Annotated in this window: 20 protein-coding genes; 15 read left to right on the top strand and 5 right to left on the bottom strand. The window is 72.1% G+C overall.

Annotated elements, in window-relative coordinates; translation table 11 throughout:
* Nucleotides 1–52: 52 nt before the first annotated feature.
* Nucleotides 53–1510, top strand: a complete 1458-nt coding sequence (locus ACQZOG_RS16775) for a menaquinone biosynthesis decarboxylase (protein ID WP_430741600.1) — start codon at nucleotides 53–55, stop codon at nucleotides 1508–1510.
* A complete protein-coding gene (gene mqnP, locus ACQZOG_RS16780; RefSeq protein ID WP_391604845.1) occupies nucleotides 1507–2412 on the top strand; it encodes a menaquinone biosynthesis prenyltransferase MqnP in 906 nt (301 codons plus the stop codon). Before ACQZOG_RS16775 ends, mqnP begins: the two co-directional genes overlap by 4 nt.
* A 40-nt stretch (nucleotides 2413–2452) precedes the next feature.
* Here the strand turns inward: mqnP and ACQZOG_RS16785 are convergent, their stop codons facing one another.
* Entirely contained in the window at nucleotides 2453–3061 is a 609-nt protein-coding gene (locus ACQZOG_RS16785; protein WP_033272584.1) for a rhomboid family intramembrane serine protease, read from the bottom strand.
* A gap of 92 nt (nucleotides 3062–3153) precedes the next feature.
* On the opposite strand from ACQZOG_RS16785, the gene ACQZOG_RS16790 reads away from it, so the two are divergent.
* The 10 genes from ACQZOG_RS16790 (at nucleotide 3154) to ACQZOG_RS16835 (ending at nucleotide 13078) form a co-directional block, all read left to right on the top strand.
* Nucleotides 3154–3840, top strand: a complete 687-nt coding sequence (locus tag ACQZOG_RS16790; RefSeq protein WP_079031501.1) for a UbiX family flavin prenyltransferase — start codon at nucleotides 3154–3156, stop codon at nucleotides 3838–3840.
* A 99-nt stretch (nucleotides 3841–3939) separates the two neighbouring features.
* Nucleotides 3940–4398, top strand: coding sequence for an Lrp/AsnC family transcriptional regulator (locus ACQZOG_RS16795; protein WP_033272583.1), 459 nt, complete (start codon nucleotides 3940–3942; stop codon nucleotides 4396–4398).
* Nucleotides 4399–4446: 48 nt separating this feature from the next.
* Nucleotides 4447–5610, top strand: coding sequence for an aminofutalosine synthase MqnE (mqnE, locus tag ACQZOG_RS16800; protein WP_033272582.1), 1164 nt, complete (start codon nucleotides 4447–4449; stop codon nucleotides 5608–5610).
* Nucleotides 5611–5888: 278 nt separating this feature from the next.
* Complete coding sequence (locus ACQZOG_RS16805; RefSeq protein ID WP_037640974.1) at nucleotides 5889–6527, top strand: UdgX family uracil-DNA binding protein; 639 nt, start codon at nucleotides 5889–5891, stop codon at nucleotides 6525–6527.
* A 16-nt stretch (nucleotides 6528–6543) separates the two neighbouring features.
* Complete coding sequence (locus ACQZOG_RS16810) at nucleotides 6544–7068, top strand: N-acetyltransferase family protein (protein WP_430741601.1); 525 nt, start codon at nucleotides 6544–6546, stop codon at nucleotides 7066–7068.
* Between the two features lie 108 nt (nucleotides 7069–7176).
* Nucleotides 7177–7512, top strand: a complete 336-nt coding sequence (locus tag ACQZOG_RS16815) for a DUF4229 domain-containing protein (RefSeq protein WP_354793234.1) — start codon at nucleotides 7177–7179, stop codon at nucleotides 7510–7512.
* 312 nt (nucleotides 7513–7824) lie between these two features.
* On the top strand, nucleotides 7825–9144 hold the full coding sequence (locus ACQZOG_RS16820; RefSeq protein ID WP_033272578.1) for a dicarboxylate/amino acid:cation symporter: 1320 nt from the start codon (nucleotides 7825–7827) through the stop codon (nucleotides 9142–9144).
* Between the two features lie 165 nt (nucleotides 9145–9309).
* On the top strand, nucleotides 9310–11034 hold the full coding sequence (locus tag ACQZOG_RS16825) for an SPFH domain-containing protein (RefSeq protein ID WP_051724335.1): 1725 nt from the start codon (nucleotides 9310–9312) through the stop codon (nucleotides 11032–11034).
* Complete coding sequence (locus ACQZOG_RS16830; RefSeq protein WP_033272577.1) at nucleotides 11031–12356, top strand: SPFH domain-containing protein; 1326 nt, start codon at nucleotides 11031–11033, stop codon at nucleotides 12354–12356. The genes ACQZOG_RS16825 and ACQZOG_RS16830 overlap by 4 nt, the downstream gene beginning before the upstream one ends.
* Before the next feature lie 23 nt (nucleotides 12357–12379).
* The gene (locus tag ACQZOG_RS16835) at nucleotides 12380–13078 is read left to right on the top strand and encodes a TetR/AcrR family transcriptional regulator (RefSeq protein WP_037640977.1); all 699 of its coding nucleotides are present in this window, start codon (nucleotides 12380–12382) and stop codon (nucleotides 13076–13078) included.
* Between the two features lie 345 nt (nucleotides 13079–13423).
* Here the strand turns inward: ACQZOG_RS16835 and ACQZOG_RS16840 are convergent, their stop codons facing one another.
* Complete coding sequence (locus ACQZOG_RS16840) at nucleotides 13424–14281, bottom strand: MaoC/PaaZ C-terminal domain-containing protein (protein ID WP_261675427.1); 858 nt, start codon at nucleotides 14279–14281, stop codon at nucleotides 13424–13426.
* A 1-nt stretch (nucleotide 14282) separates the two neighbouring features.
* A complete protein-coding gene (locus tag ACQZOG_RS16845) occupies nucleotides 14283–15590 on the bottom strand; it encodes a 3-oxoacyl-ACP reductase (RefSeq protein ID WP_261675428.1) in 1308 nt (435 codons plus the stop codon).
* A gap of 100 nt (nucleotides 15591–15690) precedes the next feature.
* On the opposite strand from ACQZOG_RS16845, the gene ACQZOG_RS16850 reads away from it, so the two are divergent.
* A complete protein-coding gene (locus ACQZOG_RS16850) occupies nucleotides 15691–16977 on the top strand; it encodes an acetyl-CoA C-acetyltransferase (RefSeq protein WP_261675429.1) in 1287 nt (428 codons plus the stop codon).
* Between the two features lie 241 nt (nucleotides 16978–17218).
* Complete coding sequence (locus ACQZOG_RS16855; RefSeq protein ID WP_037640981.1) at nucleotides 17219–19141, top strand: AMP-dependent synthetase/ligase; 1923 nt, start codon at nucleotides 17219–17221, stop codon at nucleotides 19139–19141.
* 13 nt (nucleotides 19142–19154) lie between these two features.
* On the opposite strand, the gene ACQZOG_RS16860 is transcribed toward ACQZOG_RS16855, so the two are convergent.
* A complete protein-coding gene (locus tag ACQZOG_RS16860; protein WP_193456032.1) occupies nucleotides 19155–19841 on the bottom strand; it encodes a class I SAM-dependent DNA methyltransferase in 687 nt (228 codons plus the stop codon).
* 314 nt (nucleotides 19842–20155) lie between these two features.
* On the bottom strand, nucleotides 20156–20359 hold the full coding sequence (locus ACQZOG_RS16865) for a cold-shock protein (RefSeq protein ID WP_006133199.1): 204 nt from the start codon (nucleotides 20357–20359) through the stop codon (nucleotides 20156–20158).
* Between the two features lie 298 nt (nucleotides 20360–20657).
* On the opposite strand from ACQZOG_RS16865, the gene ACQZOG_RS16870 reads away from it, so the two are divergent.
* A complete protein-coding gene (locus ACQZOG_RS16870) occupies nucleotides 20658–21506 on the top strand; it encodes a menaquinone biosynthetic enzyme MqnA/MqnD family protein (protein WP_033272570.1) in 849 nt (282 codons plus the stop codon).
* Nucleotides 21507–21609: the final 103 nt, after the last annotated feature.

Below are 21609 nucleotides of genomic sequence, written 5' to 3' on the forward strand. Positions count from 1 at the left end.
AAAGAGGTGGGCGGTACCAGTCCAGCGTAGCCGCTCGGGGATACTGGACCCCATGGCTTACGACGATCTTCGCTCCCTGCTCAGGGCGCTGGAGCGCGAGGGCGACCTCAAGCGCATCAAGGCCGAGGTCGACCCGCATCTGGAGGTCGGTGAGATCGTCGACCGGGTGAACAAGGCCGGCGGTCCCGCCCTGCTCTTCGAGAACGTGCGCGGCTCCTCGATGCCCCTCGCCATGAACGTCTACGGCACCGACCGCCGGCTGCTGAAGGCGCTCGGCCTGAAGTCGTACGCGGAGATCGGGGAGAAGATCGCCGGGCTGCTCAAGCCCGAACTGCCGCACGGCTTCGTCGGGGTGCGCGAGGCGTTCGGGAAGCTCGGCGCGATGACGCACGTCCCGCCGAAGAAGGTGAAGTCGTCCGACGCGCCCGTGCACGAGGTCGTGCTGATCGGCGACGACGTGGATCTGGAGCAGCTCCCGGCGCTGTTCACCTGGCCCAAGGACGGCGGCTCCTTCTTCAACCTGGGGCTCACCCACACCAAGGACCCGGAGAGCGGCGTCCGCAACCTCGGCCTGTACCGCCTCCAGCGCCACGACAAGCGCACCATCGGCATGCACTGGCAGATCCACAAGGACAGCCGCAACCACTACCAGGTGGCCGCGCGACGCGGTGAGCGGCTGCCGGTCGCCATCGCCTTCGGCTGCCCGCCCGCCGTGACGTACGCCTCGACCGCGCCGCTGCCCGGCGACATCGACGAGTACCTGTTCGCCGGGTTCCTCCAGGGCAAGCGGATCGAGATGGTCGACTGCAAGACCGTCCCGCTCCAGGTGCCCGCGCAGGCGGAGGTCGTCATCGAGGGCTGGCTGGAGCCCGGCGAGATGCTGCCCGAGGGCCCCTTCGGCGATCACACCGGCTTCTACACCCCGCAGGAGCCGTTCCCCGCGCTGACGATCGACTGCGTGACGATGCGGAAGCGTCCGCTGCTCCAGTCGATCGTGGTCGGCCGCCCGCCGACGGAGGACGGCCCGCTGGGCCGCGCCACGGAGCGGTTCTTCCTGCCGCTGCTGAAGATCATCGTCCCGGACATCGTGGACTACCACCTGCCCGAGGCCGGCGGCTTCCACAACTGCGCGATCGTCTCGATCGACAAGAAGTACCCGAAGCACGCGCAGAAGGTCATGCACGCCATCTGGGGCGCGCACATGATGTCGCTGACCAAGCTGATCGTGGTCGTCGACTCCGACTGCGACGTGCACGACCTGCACGAGGTGGCCTGGCGGGCGCTGGGCAACACGGACTACTCCCGTGACCTCACGGTCGTCGAGGGTCCCGTCGACCATCTCGACCACGCGTCGTACCAGCAGTTCTGGGGCGGCAAGGCGGGCATCGACGCGACGAAGAAGTGGCCCGAGGAGGGGTACACGCGCGACGGCGGCTGGCCCGACATGGTCGAGTCCGACCCGGAGACCGCCGCGAAGGTCGACCGCCGCTGGAAGGAGTACGGACTGTGACCTCGGCCTCCGCCGCCCTCCCGCAGCAGCCGGGACGCACCAAGGCGTTCCTGCGGCTGGTGATGATCGAGCACTCGGTGTTCGCGCTGCCCTTCGCCTACATCGCCGCGCTCACGGCGATGTACGAGTGGGACGCGAACATCCACTGGGGGCGGCTGTTCCTCGTCACCCTCGCCATGGTCGGCCTGCGCACGTTCGCGATGGCCGCCAACCGGATCATCGACCGCGAGATCGACGCCCGGAACCCGCGCACCGCGCACCGCGAGCTGGTCACCGGGGCGATGTCGGTCAAGCACGCCTGGACCGGCGCGCTGATCGCCCTCGCCGTGTTCCTCGGCGCGGCCGCCCTGCTCAACCCGCTGTGCCTGGCCCTCGCGCCCGTCGCGGTGATCCCCATGGTGGTGTACCCGTACGGCAAGCGGTTCACCAACTTCCCGCAGGCCATCCTCGGTATGGCGCAGGCGATGGGCCCGGTCGGCGGCTGGCTGGCGATCACCGGCTCGTGGTCCTGGGAGGCGGTCGTCCTCGGCCTCGCGGTCGGCATCTGGATCGGCGGCTTCGACCTGATCTACGCCTGCCAGGACGTGGAGACCGACCGGGAGGTCGGCGTGAAGTCCGTCCCGGCCCGCTTCGGCATCCCCGCGGCGATCTGGGGCGCCCGCGCCTGCCACACCGTGACGACGGCCCTGTTCGTCTGGTACGCGGTGCTCACCGACGCCGGCGCCTTCTTCTGGCTCGGCCTGCTGATCGTGGCCGCCGCGTTCGTCTACGAGCACACCATCGTCCGCCCGCACGACCTGACCCGCCTCAACCGCGCGTTCTTCAGCGTCAACGGCTTCATCGGCATCGCCCTGTTCGTGTGCGCGCTGCTGGATCTGCTGGTGCGCGGGCTGACCGTCTGACCGAGGGCCGGGCCGGCTATCTGACCGGGGGCCGGGCGGGCTAGAGGACCGGCACGCTGCGTTCCGTCGGGTGGCGGCGGCGGAGGAGGAAGGCCGCTGCGACGCCCGCGGCCAGGCCGATCAGGTGGCCCTGCCAGCTGACGCCGGACTGGGTGGGCGCGAGGCCCGCGAGGATCGAGCCGCCCCAGACCGCCGCCACCAGGACGCCGGCCACGATGCCCAGCGGGCGCCGCTCGACGAAGCCGCTGACCAGCAGGTAGCCGAACAGGCCGAAGATCAGGCCGGACGCGCCCGCGGTGTTGGTGCCCGCCGGGGATATCAGCCATACGCCCAGGCCGTCCGCGACGACGATCAGCGCGCACACGGCGAGGAACCGGCGGATCCCGCCGAGCGCGGCGAGGAAGCCCAGCACCAGCAGCGGCACGCTGTTCGCCGCCACATGGGAGAAGCCGAAGTGGATGAACGCCGACGGGACCACGTCCACCAGCTCGGACGGGGTACGCGGCACGACGCCGTAGCCGTCGAGCGCGTGCCCGGTGGCGACGTCGACGACCTCGAGCACCCACAGCAGCGCCACCCAGCCGGCCATCAGCACGGCGGCGGCCCGCACCCGCTCGCCCCGTGACCACGCAGGACGCGTGTCCGTCATCGTCCACCCCCCGTCGCCGGGCCGTTGTGAGGGAGAACGCCCGGGCACCCTGGCCCGGTTCCCGTCCTGCGACTTTGGATAGGCTCGGTCCCGTGAACCCAGCCAAGCCAGGAGAGACGCGGCGATCGCCTTGGATCGTAGGGGTCTCGGGCGCCTCCGGCACCCCCTACGCCGCCGCCGTGCTGCGCGCGCTGCTCGCGGCGGGGGAGAGCGTCGACCTCGTCGTCAGCCGGGCCTCGCGGCTCACCCTGCTGGACGAGACCAAGATCGCCTTCCGTGACGCCCATTGGCGCGACGACCTGCGGGAATGGCTGTCCCGTGGGGCGGACGGAAAGCCGGACACCTTCTCCGTCGACCTCGACGGCGTGCGGTACTGGGCCGCCGGCGACCTCGCGGCCGGACCGTCCTCGGGGTCGTACCCGAGCAAGGGCATGCTGATCGTGCCCGCCTCCACGGCGAGCGTCGCCGGAGTCGCGCTCGGGCTGTCCAAGGACCTGCTGCAGCGTGCGGCGAGCGTGACCCTCAAGGAGGGCCGCCCGCTGGTCGTGGCCGTGCGGGAGACCCCGCTGAACGGCCAGACGCTGCGGCACCTGGTGACGCTGGACGACGCGGGCGCGACCGTGCTGCCCGCCTCACCGGCCTTCTACGCGGGCGCGACGCACATCCAGGACCTGGTGGACTTCGTCGCCGGACGCGTACTCGACGCGGCGGGCGTCCCCCACACCCTGTACCGCCGCTGGGAGGGCGAACTCGGCGGAGGATCCCGCGCGGACGACTGACCCACCCGACCGCGGCCGGCGCCCCCGCCGGCCGCGACGGCACCACACGGCACCACCTCTCGGAAACTTCGTACCTCTTCAGTGGAAGGCATCGATTCGATGGACGCGGTGGACAGGCAGCTCATCCAGGCCCTGCGGGAGAACGGCCGGGCCTCCTACGCGGAGCTGGGGCGCCTCGTCGGTCTGTCGGGACCCAGCGTCACCGACCGCATCAACCGGCTGGAGGCGGCCGGCGTCATCACCGGCTACCGCGCCACGGTGGACGCCCCCTCGCTCGGCCTGGGCGTCACCGCCCTCATCGGCATCTCCCTCTCCGACGCCGCCGACCACGAGGACGTGGCGCAGCGGCTGAAGGACCTCCAGGAGATCGAGGACTGCTGGTTCATCGCCGGCGACGACTCGTTCATGCTCAAGGTGCGCGCCACCGACGTGGACGGCCTGGAGAGCATCATCCGCCGGCTGTCCGGCACCAAGGGCGTCTCCCGCACCCGCACCACGATCGTGCTCTCCACCAAGTGGGAGAACCGCGTCGGTGAGCTGCCCGAAGAGGTCGGCTGACCGGGGCGTACGGTGGGACGGTCTGTCTTCTGGGAAAGAGGTAACGGCATGGACGTCGGGCTCAAGCGCGAGCTGGAGGAGAAGGTCCGCTCCGGTGAGCGGCTGACCCGCGAGGACGGCATCGCGCTCTACGAGTCGGACGACCTGGCGTGGCTGGGCGGCCTCGCCCACGAGGTGCGCACCCGGCTCAACGGCGACGTCGTGCACTTCAACGTCAACCGCCACCTCAACATGACCAACGTGTGCACCGCGTCGTGCGCGTACTGCTCCTTCCAGCGCAAGCCGGGGGAGAAGGACGCGTACACGATGCGCATCGAGGAGGCGGTGAAGCTCGCCGAGGAGATGCGCTCGGAGAACCTCACCGAGCTGCACATCGTCAACGGCCTGCACCCGAACCTGCCGTGGCGCTACTACCCGCGCTCGCTGCGCGAGCTGAAGGCGGCGCTGCCGGAGGTGTCGCTGAAGGCGTTCACCGCCACGGAGATCCACCACTTCGAGACGATCTCCGGGCTGAGCGCGAGCGAGATCCTCGACGAACTCATCGACGCGGGGCTCGAATCCCTTACGGGTGGCGGCGCGGAGATCTTCGACTGGGAGGTCCGGCAGCACATCGTGGACCACCGCACCCACTGGGAGGACTGGTCGCGGATCCACCGCCTGGCGCACGAGAAGGGCCTCAAGACGCCCTGCACGATGCTCTACGGCCACATCGAGGAGCCCCGCCACCGGGTCGACCACGTGCTGCGTCTGCGCGAGCTGCAGGACGAGACCGGCGGGTTCCAGGTCTTCATCCCGCTGCGGTACCAGCACGACTTCGTCGACATGCAGGACGGCAAGATCCGCAACCGGCTCCAGGCGCGGACGCAGATGGCGACGGGCGCGGAGGCGCTGAAGACGTTCGCGGTGTCGCGGCTCCTCTTCGACAACGTGCCGCACGTCAAGGTGTTCTGGGTGATGCACGGCGTGCAGACGGCGCAGCTGGCGCTGCAGCACGGGGCGGACGACATGGACGGGTCGGTGGTCGAGTACAAGATCACGCACGACGCGGACAACTTCGGCACGCCGAACAAGCTGACGCGGGAGGATCTGCTGGATCTGATCCGCGACGCGGGGTTCCGGCCGGTGGAGCGGAACACGCGGTACGAGATCATCCGCGAGTACGAGGGTGCGGATCCGGCGCGGCGGGAGTCGCCGCAGCCGATGCGGGTCTGACTCCGTCGGGGGCTGGGGGCCGGGGGCTGGGGGCTGAGGGCTTCTGGTCGTCGCCGTCCGCGGCGGGGTGGGTGGCTGACCGCGCAGTTCCCCGCGCCCCTGAGATTCGACCGCGGGACGGTGGGGGCTTGGCGCGCAGTTCCCCGCGCCCCTGAGGCCGCTGCGCTGAACGCGCCCCGAAAGGGGCGCGGGGAACTGCGCAAGTGACCCACGACCACCCGCACCCGCATCCCAGGGCCGCGGGAACTGCGCGGTCCGTCGGTGGGTACCCGCCCCCCATGCCCCCCGAGGACGCCTACACCGCAACCCCCTTCCTCCCCGCCCGCGGCGGCCTCCCCGCCCTGGGGAAGGCCGCCGCAGCCTGCCGCGGCTGCCCCCTCCACCGCGACGCCACGCAAACCGTGTTCGGCACCGGCAAGGCGACCGCCCGCGTCATGCTCGTCGGCGAGCAGCCGGGCGATCAGGAGGACCGCCAGGGCACCCCCTTCGTCGGCCCGGCGGGCCACCTCCTCGACCGTGCCCTCGCCGACGCCGGCATCGACCCCGCCGAGGCGTACCTCACCAACGCCGTGAAGCACTTCAAGTTCACCCGCGCCGAGCCCCGCAAGCGCCGCATCCACAAGGCGCCCACCCTCCGCGAGGCGACCGCCTGCTCCCCCTGGCTCGCCGCGGAGCTGAAGACCGTGAAGCCCGAACTCCTCGTGGTCCTCGGCGCGACCGCCGGCAAGGCCCTGCTCGGCTCCTCCTTCCGTGTCACGCGGGTACGCGGCACCCTGCTGGAGGAGGAGATCCACGGCCGCCCCCAGCGGCTGGTCGCGACCGTGCACCCCTCCGCGGTCCTCCGCTCCGACGACCGCGAGGCCGCGTACCAGGGACTGGTCTCCGACCTGAAAACAGCTGCGCGAGCCTTGGAGTAAGGGTTAGCATCCAAGCATGCCCCTTACCTTCACCGTGGACCCCCACGTCACCCCCGCTCTCCGCGACGGCATCCTCGACGTCTGGACCGACGTCAGCAACGCCGGCGGAGCCGTGGGATTCGTCGCGCCCGTGACGCCGGAGGACATCCGCCCCGCCCTGCTGCGGCAGTTCACGGACATGGCGGAGGGCCGGTCCCGTCTGGTCGTGGGGCACGACGAGGACGGCCGCGTCGCGGCCACCGCGTTCCTCACCCGCAACACCCACCCCCTGATGACCCACTGGATCTGGCTCTACACGGTGATGGTCCACCCCCGCCACCAGGGCAAGGGCTACGGCCGTGACCTGCTCGCCGAGGCCGGGCGCGCCGCCCGCGCCATGGACGGCGTCGAGGCCATCCGCCTCGGCTGCCGCGGCGGTCTCGGCCTGGAGCGCTTCTACGCCTCCTGCGGCTACAAGGAGGTCGGCCGCGTCCCGGACGCGATCCGCGTGGCGCCCGGCGACGACCGCGACGACGTGATCATGCATCTCGCCCTGACGTGAAACACGTACGCCCCGCACCCCGTTGAAAGATCGGCCGCCGGTCGTGCTTCACTGGACGTCGTCCCCTTAGGGGATGTTTCTGACCGTACGCACGGAAGAGTGGATGAGATGCTCCGCTACACGCTGATGCGCCTCGGGATCTTCGCGGGCTGCCTCGTTGTCGTCTGGGCCCTCGTCTACTCCGGTGTCGCGCCGCGCGGTCTCGGCGACTCCAACGGCCTGTGGATCGTGCTGCTCGCGCTGCTGATCTCCGCGCCGATCAGCTTCGTCGTGCTGCGCAACGAACGGGACCGGGCCTCCGAGCGCATCGTGCTCCGGGTGGAGCGCGCCAAGGCCAACCTCGCCGCCAACCGCTCCCAGGAGGACGCGGCCGACGACACCGCCCGCGCGCAGAGCCAGGCCTCGGGTCAGGCGCAGACCTCGGGTCAGGCGCAGACCTCGTAACGTCCGCCACACCCCCGCACCGCACGTCGGCGCCCCGGTCTCCCCCTCACCAGGGGAGACCGGGGCGCTTTGCGTTCTATGAGTGTGTTTGCGGTCACGCCTTCCAAAGAAAGGCTTTGAGGATCCCAAAGCTCAGGTGTTACGGTCATCGGGTGAAGTCAGCAGCCGTGTTCCCCACGCCCCGGAGTGTTCCGCTCGTGGCGCGCCTGCACGTGGATCTCTGCCGGGTCACCGCCGCGAACTGTCAGCCCTGACAGCGCGCCCACCCGAGCCTTCCCGTCACATCCCTCACGCGTCCCCCCTCACCGGAGCATGTCCGTGTCCTCGAACACGCAGTTGAAGCGGTCTGTCCGCGTGCCCTTCTGGGCCCAGATACTCATCGGCCTCGCCCTCGGCGTCCTGCTCGGCTGGATCGCCCGCAGCCAGGACCTGTCGTGGCTGGTCACCACCCTGGAGAAGGTCGGCGGCACCTTCGTCGGCCTGCTGAAGCTGGCCGTCGCCCCGCTGGTCTTCTTCGCGATCCTCGTCTCCATCACCAACCTCAGGAAGGTCAACAATGCGGCCCGGCTGGCCTCGCGGACCCTCCTGTGGTTCATGATCACCTCGCTGATCGCGGTGGCGATCGGCCTGGTCATCGGCCTGGTCACCAACCCCGGCGCGGGCACCGGCCTCAGCCCGGCCGACGGTGAGGCCCCGGAGAAGACCGGCTCCTGGATCGACTTCCTCACCGGCATCGTGCCGACCGACGTGATCACGCCGTTCACCGAGCTGAACGTGCTGCAGATCGTCTTCATGGCCGCCGTCGCCGGCATCGCCGCACTCCAGCTCGGTGAGAAGGCCCAGCCCATCCTCACCCTGAGCGAGTCCGTCCTCGAGCTGCTGCAGAAGGCCCTGTGGTGGGTCATCCGCCTGGCCCCGCTCGGCACCGTCGGCCTCATCGGCAACGCCATCGCCACCTACGGCTGGAACCTGATCGGCAAGTACGCCACGTTCACCGTCGACATCTACGTCGGCTGCCTGATCGTCCTCTTCGGCGTCTACCCGGCGCTGCTGGCGACGGTCGCCAAGGTCGGCCCGGTGCAGTTCTTCAAGGGCGCCTGGCCCGCGATCCAGCTGGCCTTCGTCTCCCGCTCCTCCGTCGGCACCATGCCCCTGACCCAGAAGGTCACCGAGCGCCTGGGCGTGCCCAAGGAGTACGCGAGCTTCGCGGTGCCGTTCGGCGCGACCACGAAGATGGACGGCTGCGCCGCGATCTACCCGGCCATCGCCGCGATCTTCGTCGCGCAGATCTTCGACGTCCCGCTCGGCGTCGGCGACTACCTGCTGATCGCGTTCGTCTCGGTGGTGGGCTCCGCCGCCACGGCCGGCCTCACCGGCGCCACGGTCATGCTGACCCTCACCCTCTCCACCCTCGGCCTGCCGATGGAGGGCGTGGGCCTGCTGCTGGCCATCGACCCCATCCTGGACATGATCCGCACCGCGACGAACGTCGCCGGCCAGGCCCTGGTCCCGGTCGTGGTCTCCGCCCGCGAGGGCCTGCTCGACCACGACAAGTACAACGCGGTCCACGCCTCCCCGGTCGACGAGACCCCCGAGCCGGAGGACACCCACCCGGTCCCCGCGACGGCCTGACTCCTTCGCAACCGCGCCGAGGGGCGCATTCCGGCAACGAGACACGGGTGACCGTTGCTGGGGTGCGCCCCTTACGTGTGTGCGCCTTCGTGGTGTGTGATCACTGGACCACACGATTCCCCGCGGCCAAGTGCGGGGAGGGCACCACAGGCGAAGGGGGACCCCGTGGCACGTACGCGGGCGCAAAGCCTACGCAACGTCGCACAGTCGGTCGCGAGCGGCGCGGATCCGCGCGCCGCGGCCCGGGACGAACTGCTCCGGCGCACCGGAGGCGGCGGCGCGCCGTCGTCGGGCGGCAGGAGCGGGGACACGGGCGAGGACGAGCGGTTCGAGACGGGCGAGGGCATGGATCCGGCCGACTTCCCGGCCGCCCGGGAGCAGGACGGCAGCTCCGTCGACACCGTGATGCGGCAGAAGTCCGTGTCGCTGGACGAGGCCGGCGAGGCGCTGAGCCGCAGCGAGCAGCTGCGGGAGGACGGCGAGGCCGTGCACGCCATCTACCCGATGGTGATGCCCAAGGGCCGCTCGCTGCTGTCCATGCTGCCGGTGCTGTCGCTGCTGGTGATCGGGCTGATCGGCACGTCGATCACCTCCGCGGCCGGCGGCTGGAGCGTGACCTCGCCGCTGTTCGGGCTGCACTTCTGGCTGATCGCGGTGGCTGCCGTCGCGTTCGTGTGGTGGCGGCAGGGCCTCGTCATGGTGCCGGACGGCTGCCAGGCGATGATCACCCGCTTCGGCAAGCTGGAGAAGGTTGTCGGCCCGGGCCGGGTCACCCTGCTCAGCCCCTGGAAGCGGGTGTCGTACATCGTCAACACCACCCGCGAGTACCCGTTCAACGCGCCGGTGCGGGAGGCCCCCACCAAGGGCGGCGTGAAGGCGTCCATCGATCTGTTCATCCAGTTCCGGATCAGCGACCCGGTGGAGTTCGTCTACACCCTCGGCGCGGTGCGCGGATTCGAGGAGAAGCTCGGCAACGCCGTCAGCGAGACCATCCGCAGCCTGATCTACGAGCAGGAGGCGGCCGGCATCTACGACATGGTCGGCGAGGACAGCGGCCGGCTGCTCGAGCAGCTGAACCAGCAGTTCCGTCCCGCCGTGGAGCTGACCAACGCCAACATCACGCACGCCGAGCCCTCGGACCGCCGCTACCGGATGGACCTGGCCGCGCCCGAGATGGTCCGCATGGCCAAGGAGGCGTACACGCACGAGTACGCGCTCCAGCTGCGCAAGGAGCAGGACGAGGGCGACCTCAACCGCGAGCTGGCCTCCAGCCAGGAGACGCTGTCCGCGATCCAGGCGGACATCGCCCAGTACCAGGCGCAGATGGACACCGCCGTGGAGCGCGAGACCAACCGCGCCGAGGCGCTGGCCCGCCAGCGCTACGTGCAGGCCGAGTCGGAGGCCAAGGCCAACGCGGCCCTGCTGGAGGCGCAGGCCCTCGACATCCGCGCGGTGACCGCCGCGGAGGCGCCGGAGATCCTGGAGTACCGCTACCAGCAGCAGGTGCTCGACACCCTGGAGCAGGTCGCCGACCACCTGCCGCGCCTGGTGCGCATCGGCGGCGGCGACGGCGACGGGGCCGCCGGCATCGACTTCCTGGAGCTGGCCCGCGAGCTGGTCGGCGAGCGCGGCGCGGAGCTGTTCGACGACGCCGAGATGGCCGCCGTACGGGAGCGGCTGGCGGAGGTGTCGGCGCGGATCGCCGGCCGTCAGGAGGAGATCACGGCGCTGCTGGAGGCCGACCGGCCGACCGTCGTGCCGCAGATGCCCGACGAGCCCGCCGAGGGCGTCACGGACGAGGCGCCCGACGGCGCCGCAGCAGGCGAGAAGTCCGGGGCCTCTGAGTCCATGTCCCCCGCGTCCGTGTCCGCCGAGGAGGTCCAGCCGTGAGCAGCGTCCGCAGTCACCGTCGTTCGGTCATCTCCGAGGCCGTCGCGCCCTGGGGCGACATCGCCCGCCTGCTGCGCGGCGGCGAGGCCGGCACCCTGCTGCCGGTCATCATCCCCAAGCACCGCCGCCGCCTGTGGTGGATGCTCCCCCTCTGGGTCGGCGGGTACGCCCTGCTCTCGGGCGTGATGCTCACCCTGAAGGAGTCCGGCTCCGACGGGCTCGGCGGCATGGCCGCCGGCGCCCTGGCCACCCTCTCCTACGTCGTCGGCGTGCTGCTGCTGGTGACCGGCGGCCTGTGGTGGTGGCGCTCCTCGATCGTCGAGATCGAGCAGGGCACCCACGGTGTGCTCACCCGGTACGGCGCCGTCGTGCGCACCCTGGACGCGGGCCGGCACTACCTGTGGCACCCGTGGTCGCGGGTCGACTTCGTCGTCGACACGGCCACCGAGATCCCGTACTCGGCGCCCGTCATGGCCTGCCCCACGCAGGAGAACGTGCCGCTGCGCTCCATCGAGTTCTTCCTGAAGTTCCGCATCACCGACGCGGTGCTCTTCGTCCGCACCATCGGCGCGGGCAACTTCGACCTGGTGCTGTCCAGCGCCGTGCAGGACGCGATCCGGCAGCGGGCCCGCCGGGTGCGCACCGAGCGCGCCTACGACCTGCGCGGCTCGGACGTCGCCGACATGCAGGACCTGCTCAACCGCCAGCTGGACCGCTACGGCGTGCGCATCACCGGCTGCAACATCCCGGACGTGCAGCTCCCGGCGCAGTACCAGCAGCACCTGGCCACCCGCGAGCAGGTCGCCAAGGAGCGCACGGCCTACGAGCAGGAGTGGGGCCTGATCCGCAAGCGCCGCATCGACAGCCTGGGCATGGACATCGAGCGGGCGAAGAAGACCCGCGACGCCCGGATCGTCGAGGTGCGGGCCGCGCTGAACCGGGCCCGTGAGGAGGTCGCCCAGCTGCTGGAGCGGCAGGAGACCGAGGCCCAGCGGGTGCGCTTCGAGATCGAGACGCGCGGCCGCAGCGGACTGATCGCCGCCGAGAACGAGGCCCGCGCCCAGCAGGCCCTCGCCAAGGCGTACCGGGACAACCGGGCGGTGCTCCAGTACGAGCTGGCGCGCAGGCGGCTTGAGGTGGGCTCCCGGCTGGCCGGGAAGGCGCCGCGTCCGGTGGTGGTGCGCACCGACGGCGGCACCGACACCTCGGCGCTGTCCACGCTGTTCACCGCGCAGATGCTGCCCCGGCTCACCTCGGGCGACCGGGTGCTGAACGGGAGCGCGCTCCTGCCGGGCGAGGACGGTGGCCACGAGGAGCGGTAGCGGCTGACCGTACGCTGTGTCCTATGGGTGCCGTGAAGACGAAGCGGATGCCGCGTGCGGTCCGTGAACAGCAGATGCTGGACGCAGCCGTACGGACCTTCGGGAACCGGGGGTACATGGCCGCGTCGATGGACGAGATCGCCGAACTGGCGGGCGTGTCCAAGCCGTTGGTGTATCTGTACCTCAACTCCAAGGAGGACCTGTTCACCGCGTGCATCCGCCGTGAGGCCAGGGCGCTCACCGAGGCGGTGCGCGTAGGGGCCCGGCCCGAGCTGCCGGCGGACCGGCAGCTCTGGTCGGGCCTGACCGCGTTCTTCACGCACACCGCCCGGCACCCCGACGGCTGGGCGGTGCTGCACCTCCAGGCGCGCACCCACGGTGAGGTGTTCGCCGCGGAGGTGGCCGCGATGCGCGCGGAGATCGTCGCGTTCGTGACGCAGCTCATCCTGGCCGCCGCGCGGGAGGCCCACCGCGACCCCGACCTGCGGGAGGCGGAGGTCTCCGGGCTGGCGGAGGCGCTGGTCGGGGCCGCCGAGTCGCTCGCCGACTGGGCCAACGCCACGCCCGGCGTCACCGCCCGGCAGGCGGCGACCACGCTGATGAACTTCGCGTGGGCGGGGCTCGGCGACCTGATGGCCGGGCGGCACTGGACGCCGCCCGACGACAGCGGGGACGTGGACGCCCCGGCGGCTCAGATCGAGGTCACCTCGCCGGTGGGGTGACTGCGGCCGTCGGGCCCCGTAGCGGGCCGGTCCGTCGGCGGGCGACCGCGGCCCCCTCGGATCTCAGGGCGGGCCGGTCCGGCGGCGGCTGACCGCGCCCTCCCCGGATTTCAGAGCGGGGTGACCTCGCCGGTGAGGTGGACCCGGCCTTCGGGCCCCGTAGCGGGCCGGTCCGTCGGCGGGCGACCGCGCCCTCCCCGGATTTCAGAGCGGGCTGACCTCGCCGGTGAGGTGGACCCGGCCTTCGGGCCCCGTAGCGGGCCGGTCCGTCGGCGGGCGACCGCGCCCCCCTCGGATCTCAGAGCGGGCGGGTCCGGCGGCGGCTGACCGCGCCCTCCCCGGATCTCAGAGCGGGGTGACCTCGCCGGTGAGGTGGACCCGGCCGTGGCCCCCGCGCAGGGCGAACCGCCCGCCGTCGGCCGCGTACGTGACCGTGCCGGGCAGCAGCACCGGCGCCCGGAACTCCGCCCGGACCTCGGCCGCGTCCGGGACGCCGTGGGCGGCCAGACAGCGGGCGACGGTCCACATGCCGTGCGCGATGGCGCGCGGGAAGCCGAAGAGGCGCGCGGTGAGCGGGTGCAGGTGGATCGGGTTGCGGTCGCCGGACGCGGCGCCGTAGCGGCGGCCCAGGTCACCGGGGAGCTGCCACTCCTCGACGGCGGGCAGCTCGGGGTCCCCGGTCCGTTCCGAAGCCTGGGCGTGCGTGGTCCGGTGCCGGGCCAGGTACGTGCTGCGTGACTCCCACACCAGCTCGTCCCCGGAGCGCAGTTCCGTGACCACGGCCGCCTCGGTGCCGCGCCGGTGCGGGGCCAGCCCCTCGACGTGCACGGCGAGGTCGTAGAAGGCGGCCGACGGGGTGGCGCGGTGGCGGGTGACGGAGATCGACGTGTGCACGAGCCCGAGCAGCGGCAGCGGGAAGTCCCGGGCGCTCATCAGCCGCATCGCCAGCGGGAAGCCCAGCACGTGCGGATAGGTCACCGGCAGCGTGTCCGCGGCGGCGGGGAAGCCGCACACCTTCGCGTACGCGGCCAGCCCGGCCGGGTCCGGGCGCAGGCCGGGCAGCACCAGCCGGGTGCGGGGGTGCGCGGCGGCCGGGTCCGGGCGGCGGAACGGTGACAGGACCGCGCCGCGGGCGAGCAGCGGGGCGAGGGACGGGGAGCGGGTGAGGACGGACTCCGTCCGCTCCGGCGGGGTCGGCGCCATGTCAGGCCCCCAGCAGGCTCTGGCCGCAGACGCGCACGACCTGGCCGTTGACCGCGCCCGAGCCGGGGTGGGCGAACCAGGCGGTGGTCTCGGCGACGTCGACGGGCAGACCGCCCTGCGCGAGGGAGTTCATCCGGCGTCCGGCCTCCCGGATGAACAGGGGGACGGCGGCCGTCATCTTCGTCTCGATGAAGCCGGGCGCGACCGCGTTCACCGTCACCCCGTGCTCGGCGAGCGCGCGGGGCGCGAGGGCGCGGACCAGGCCGGTGACGCCGGCCTTGCTCGCGCCGTAGTTGGTCTGCCCCGCGTTCCCGGCGATGCCCGCGATGGAGGCGGTGGTGACGATCCGGCCGTCGCGGCGCAGCGCCCCGGCCTCCAGGAGCGCGTCGGTGGTGCGCAGCACGCTGCCGAGGTTCACGTCCAGCACCGAACTCCAGCGGTCCTTCGCCATGTTGACCAGGCGGCGGTCGCGGGTGATGCCGGCGTTGTGGACGAGTACGTCGAGTCCGCCGGGGAGCGCCTCGGCGATGCGGGCGCCCGCGTCGGCGGCGGTCATGTCGAGCAGCAGCACGCTCCCGCCGATCCGTTCGGCGACCCGGCGGGCGTCCTCCTCGGCCTGCGGCACGTCGAGGACGACGACCTCGGCGCCGTCCCGGGCCAGGGTCGCGGCGACGGCCTCGCCGATGCCCCGCGCGGCGCCGGTGACCAGGGCGGTGCGGCCGGTCAGGGGGCGGTCGGCGTCCTCGGGGGCGGGGCTCTCCTGGCCGCCGACGGCGATCACCTGGCCGCTGACGTAGGCGGACTTGGGGGAGAGCAGGAAGCGCAGGGTGGACTCGGCGGCGGAGGCGTCGGTGAGCCGGACGAGGTTGACGGTCCTGCCGCCGCCGGTCTCCTTGCCGAGGGAGCGGGTGAAGCCCTCCAGCGCCTGCTGGGCGGCGGCCTGGTGGTGGTCGGCCGTGTCGAGCGGGGCGCCGAGCACGACGATCCGGCCGCTCTCGGCGACGGACCGGACGACGGGGTGGAGGGCGGCGTGCACCTCGTCGAGGTCCTCCACGGTGCGCACCCCGGTGGCGTCCAGGACGACCGCGGCGGGCTTCCCGGCGGCCTCGTCCGTGGGGAGTCCGGTGCGGGCGAGGACGGGCGCGAGGTCGAGGCGGGAGGCGCCCGCGGTGAGGTGGAGCAGCCCGCCGTCCAGCGCCGGACGCTCCTGTGACCAGCGGCGCAGCGGGGCGGGCCGGGGCAGGCCCAGACGGCGCGTGAGGAAGCGGCCCGGCGCGGTGCCGGTGAAGCTCAGATAGCGGTCGGCCATCGGGGACTCCCAGGTGTGCGGGCGAGGGGCTCACTCGGTGCTTACTCTGGAGTAAGGTTACCGGAGGTAAGCCTATGTCACGGTTGAGGAGCAGGTCGAGATGAGCACCCTGAAGCCGGCCGCCGTGCGGCGCGTCGCGGTCATCGGCGGCAGCCGCGTCCCCTTCGCCCGCTCCGACGGGCCCTACGCCACCGCCTCCAACCAGGAGATGCTCACCGCCGCCCTGGACGGCCTCGTCGACCGCTACGGACTCGAACAGCCCGGCGCGGTGGACGAGTTCGTGGCCGGCGCGGTCCTCAAGCACAGCCGCGACTTCAACCTCGCCCGGGAGACCGTCCTCGGCTCCCGCCTCGACGCCCGCACCCCCGCCTACGACATCCAGCAGGCGTGCGGCACCGGACTCCAGGCGGTCGTCGCCGCCGCCAACAAGATCGCCCTCGGCCAGACCGAGGCCGCGGTCGCCGGCGGCTCCGACACCGCGAGCGACGCGCCCCTCGGCGTCAACGACGACCTGCGCAAGGTGCTCCTGGAGGCGCGCCGCGCCAAGTCCCTCGGCGCCCGCCTCAAGGCCCTCGCCAAGGTGCGCCCCGGCCACCTCGTCCCCGACATCCCGCGCAACGCCGAGCCGCGCACCGGACTCTCCATGGGCGAGCACGCCGCCGTCACCGCCCGCGCCTGGGGCGTCACCCGCGAGGCGCAGGACGAACTCGCCGCCACCAGCCACCAGCGGCTCGCCGCCGCCTACGAACGGGGCTTCTTCCAGGACCTGGTGGTGCCCTTCCGCGGCCTGGCCCGCGACCAGAACCTGCGCCCCGGCTCGACGGTGGAGAAACTCGCCACGCTCAAGCCGGTGTTCGGCGTCGACGGGCCCGCACCCACGATGACGGCGGGCAACTCCACCCCGCTCACCGACGGCGCCGCCGTCGTGCTGCTGGCGAGCGAGGAGTGGGCCGAGGCGCGCGGCCTGGAACCGCTGGCGTACCTCACCGCGTACGAGACCGCCGCCGTCGACTTCGTGCACGGCGACGTCGCCGACGGCGAGGACGGCCTGCTGATGGCGCCCGCGTACGCCGTCCCGCGGCTGCTGGAGCGGGCGGGTCTCGGCCTGGACGACTTCGATCTCGTCGAGGTGCACGAGGCGTTCGCCTCCCAGGTGCTCGCCACCCTGGCGGCCTGGGAGAAGCGCGGACTGCCGCCCGTCGACCGGACCCGGCTGAACGTGGCCGGCTCCTCGCTCGCCACCGGCCACCCCTTCGCCGCCACCGGCGCCCGCATCGTGGCCACCCTCGCCAAGCTGCTCGCCGAGCGGGACACCCCCGGCCGCGGTCTGATCTCGATCTGCGCCGCCGGCGGACAGGGCGTCACGGCCGTTCTGGAACGGCCCTGAGCAGCGCGATCCCGGCCTCCTGGGGCGCCGTACCTGAGTGACCCTCACGTAACCCCCGACACTGCACACGCTTGATCCCGCTCCACCCCCGAACCGGCACGAACCCCTCACGCCAGAGCCGTACGATCCCCGCACCGACCGGTGGCGTCCCGAGCCGCGGACGCCCCGGTGAGCGCCTCGGCGTGCGAGGCACGTACGTCGTGGCACCCCGCAGTTCGCCTGCACGCCCCAGGAGCCGCCCGTGTCCACCCCGCACCACGCCACCGCTCTCGACGCCGCCGTCCACGGGGCGCCCGTCCTCGTCCCGCCGGCCACCCGCCGGCTGGACGGGGCCGTCCGCGAGGCGTCGGTCCCGCCGTTCGCGCAGCCGGTGCGGCACGGGTCCCTCGCCGACCTGCCGTTCGAGAACGCGGGCGTCGCGCCCGGCGACGTCGTCCTCAGCCGGAAGACCGGGGACGGCTCCTGGCGCGACGTGACCGCGCAGCGGTTCGCCGCCGAGGTCCTCGCCGCCGCGAAGGGACTCGTCGCCGAGGGACTGGCGCCGGGCGACCGCGTCGCGATCATGGCCCGCACCGTCTACGAGTGGACCGTCCTCGACTTCGCCGCCTGGGCCGCGGGACTGGTCACCGTCCCCGTCTACCCGACCTCGTCCGCCTACCAGGCCCGCTGGATCCTCCAGGACTCCGGCGCCGTCGCCCTGATCACCGAGACCGCCGGCCAGGCCGCCGCCATGGGCCCGGAGCTGCCGCACCTGCCCGACCTGCGGCACGTGTGGGTCATGGAGAAGGGACACGTCGACGCCCTCGCGGACGCCGGCGCGCACATACCCGACCACGAGATCGAGGTGCGCCGGGGCATGCTCGGCCCCGACACCCTCGCCACCCTCGTCTACACCTCCGGCACCACCGGCCGCCCCAAGGGCTGCGCCCTCACCCACGGCAACTTCTTCGCCGAGGTGGACAACGCCATCGAGCTGCTCTACCCGGTCTTCCGGGACCGCACGGACGACGAGGCGTCCGTCCTGCTCTTCCTCCCCATGTCGCACGTCTTCGGCCGCATGGTCGCCGTGGCCTGCGTCCGCGCCCGGGTACGCCTCGGCCACGCGCCCAGCCTGGCCGCCGAGGACCTGCTGCCCGACCTGGCGAGCTTCCGGCCCACCTGCCTGCTCACCATCCCGTACATGCTGGAGAAGGTGTTCAACACCGCCCGCGCCAAGGCCGAGGCGGGCGGCCGGCAGTCCACCTTCGACCGTGCCGCCACGGTGGCCCGCCGCTACGGCGAGGCCCTGGAGGCCCGTCAGACCGGCACCGGCGGCGGCCCCTCCCGCTCCCTGAAGACGGCCCGCGCCTTCTACGACCCGCTGGTCTACCGCAAGATCCGCAACGCCATGGGCGGCAGGGTCCGCTACGCCATCTGCGGCGGATCCCCCCTGGGCGCCGGCCTCGCCGCCTTCTTCGCCGGAGTCGGCATCGAGATCTTCGAGGGCTACGGCCTCACCGAGACCACCGGCGCCTCGACCGTCACACCCCCGCTGAAGCCCCGCCTCGGCACCGTCGGCTGGCCCCTGCCCGGCACGAAGATCCGGATCGCGGCGGACGGCGAGGTCCTGGTCTCCGGCGAGCACGTGCTGCGCGGCTACTGGGACCCGCAGGCGGGCGGCGTCGTGCCCGCCACCCGGGACGGCTGGTTCGCCACCGGCGACGTCGGCGAGCTGGACGACGAGGGCTATCTGACCATCACCGGCCGCAAGAAGGAGCTGATCATCACGGCGGGCGGCAAGAGCGTCGCCCCGGCCCCGCTGGAGAACTGGCTCCGCTCCCACCCCCTGATCTCCCAGGTGATGATCCTCGGCGACCACCGCCCCTACGTGACCGCCCTGATCACCCTCGACCTCGACGGCATCACCCACTGGCGCCGGATGAACGGCAAGCACCCCGTCCCCGCGAAACTCCTCGTCGACGACGAGGAGCTGCGGGCGATCCTGCAGCGCGCCGTCGACGAGGCCAACAAGATGCTGTCCCGCCCCGAGTCCATCCGGCGCTTCGCCGTCCTCCCGGAGGACTTCACCGAGGAGGCCGGCCACCTCACGCCGTCCATGAAGCTGCGCCGCGAGGCGATCCTCAGGGACTTCGCGGACGAGGTGGAGGCGCTGTACACGAGGTAGCGGCCCGGCGGCGTCAGGAGGCCTGGCGCTCCCCGGGCACGCGGGCGATCAGGGACGCCTGAGGCGTGGGCTCGCCCTGCCGGGCGTCGGGCTCCCGGACGGTGCGCTGCACCAGGGCGAAACCGGCTTCCTCCAGCAGCTCCGCGACCTGCTCAGGCCGCATCCGCCGGAAGTCGAGGCTGACCGGGTGACCCCAGGGGTGCACGTGCCGCCGCGGCTCGTCACCCATCTGGAAGGCGACCAGCAGATGGCCTCCGGGCGCCAGCACCCGGCGGAACTCGGCGTACACGGCGGGCAGGTCCTCCGGCGGGGTGTGGATCGTGGAGTACCAGGACACGAGCCCGGCGAGGGAGCCGTCGGGCAGGTCCAGGGCGAACATCGAGCCCTGCTCGAAGCGCAGCCCCGGATTCTCCCGGCGGGCGATCGCCAGCATCGACTCCGACAGGTCCACGCCGTGGACGTCCAGACCGCGCGAGGCGAGGAAGCCGGTCACCCGGCCGGGCCCGCACCCCACGTCGGCCACCGGCGCGCCCTCGCCGACCAGCTCGGCGAACCCGGCCAGCAAGGCCCGGTCCAGCGGCATGGCGGCGGAAAGGTCCCGGAACGTCTCGGCGTAGTCCTCGGCGATCGCGTCGTAGAAGGCGCGGGTCGTGCGGACGTGCTCCGGCTGGTCGGCGTGCGCGGGTCGGCTCGTGGTCATGGACGGGACGCTACCTGCGGCCACTGACAGCCCCTCAGGGGCCGCCACTCGAGCATGGACGATCTGCCTCACCGCTACGAGCGCGGGAGCCGGGCACGGAATTCCGCGCCGATCATGCGGCACGTCCGAGAGGAGAAGGCGTTCGGCGGAATTCACCGAAATTTCTCCGGCTGTGTTCGCCCGGGTGTGTTCCTCCGGGCGGTCCGCCGCCCCCCCGCCCCCCCCGCCCCGGGGAAAAAGGCAGGAGCCCCGTTCGCCTCGCGGCGTGGGGCTCCTTGGGTACTGCTAGTCGTTCCCGGATCGGAGGATCAGGGTCAGGCCGGGGTGACGTTCTCCGCCTGCGGGCCCTTCGGGCCCTGCGTGACGTCGAAGGTGACCTGCTGGTTCTCCTCGAGGGACCGGAAGCCGGTCGCGTTGATCGCGGAGTAGTGGACGAAGACGTCGGGGCCGCCGCCCTCCTGGGCGATGAATCCGAAGCCCTTTTCGGCGTTGAACCACTTCACGGTTCCGGTAGCCATAAGCCCTCCTTGGGCTCAAAGGGTTGCCCTGCTCCAGAACCAGCAAGTGTGAAGACAATTCCGCACAACTGCATCCGTCTGAGAACGACAAGAGCCCGCGGTCACATGCTCCGCAGGCTCTGTACTGCAAGGGAAACCAAACTGCAACTTGCGATGAGCCTAGCACGCAGGGGCCCGTTCGCAATAGAGGTCAAGATCACGTCACCCGAATGTTTCAACGCCCCGTTCGTCACGCGCGTGCGTTCGAACCGGTGGGGGCGACCGCTGCCCCGCCCGGCGCAAGGTCTAGCCTCACGATGTGGACAATCCTCGCACCCGGCCGCGCGTCGGCCACATCCAGTTCCTGAACTGCCTGCCTCTGTACTGGGGGCTCGCGAGAACGGGCACGCTCCTCGACTTCGAGCTGACGAAGGACACCCCCGAGAAGCTCAGCGAGCAGCTGGTGCAGGGCGACCTCGACATCGGGCCCATCACCCTGGTCGAGTACCTCAAGCACGCGGACCAGCTCGTCGCCTTCCCCGACATCGCCGTCGGCTGCGACGGCCCGGTGATGTCCTGCGTGATCGTCTCGCAGGTCCCGCTGGACCGGCTGGACGGGGCGCGGGTCGCCCTCGGGTCGACCTCCCGCACCTCCGTACGGCTCGCGCAGCTCCTTCTCGCCGAGCGGTACGGCGTGCAGCCGGACTACTACACCTGCCCGCCCGACCTGAGCCTGATGATGCAGGAGGCGGAGGCGGCCGTCCTGATCGGTGACGCGGCCCTGCGCGCCAACATGGTCGACGGCCCGCGCTTCGGCCTCGAGGTGCACGACCTGGGCGCCCTGTGGAAGCAGTGGACGGGCCTGCCGTTCGTCTTCGCCGTCTGGGCGGCCCGCAAGGAGTACGCGGAGCGCGAGCCCGTGCTCACCCGCAAGGTGCACGAGGCCTTCCTCGCCTCCCGCAACCTCTCTCTGGAAGAGGTCGACAAGGTGGCCGAGCAGGCGGCCCGCTGGGAGGCCTTCGACGAGAAGACCCTGGCCCAGTACTTCACCACCCTCGACTTCCGCTTCGGCGCCCCGCAGCTGGAGGCGGTCGCGGAGTTCGCCCGCAGGGTGGGGCCGACGACGGGGTTCGCGGCGGACGTGAAGGTGGACCTGCTGACGCCGTAGCGCGCGGGGGCCCGGGCGGCCGTACGCGGCCCGGGTCCGTGGCGCACGCGGCGACCCGGGCGGTCGCGCAGCCCGGGTCCGTGGCGCACGCGGCGACCCAGGC

It is taken from the genome of Streptomyces sp. P13-3-3, assembly GCF_050571355.1.
GTDB lineage: Bacteria > Actinomycetota > Actinomycetes > Streptomycetales > Streptomycetaceae > Streptomyces > Streptomyces althioticus.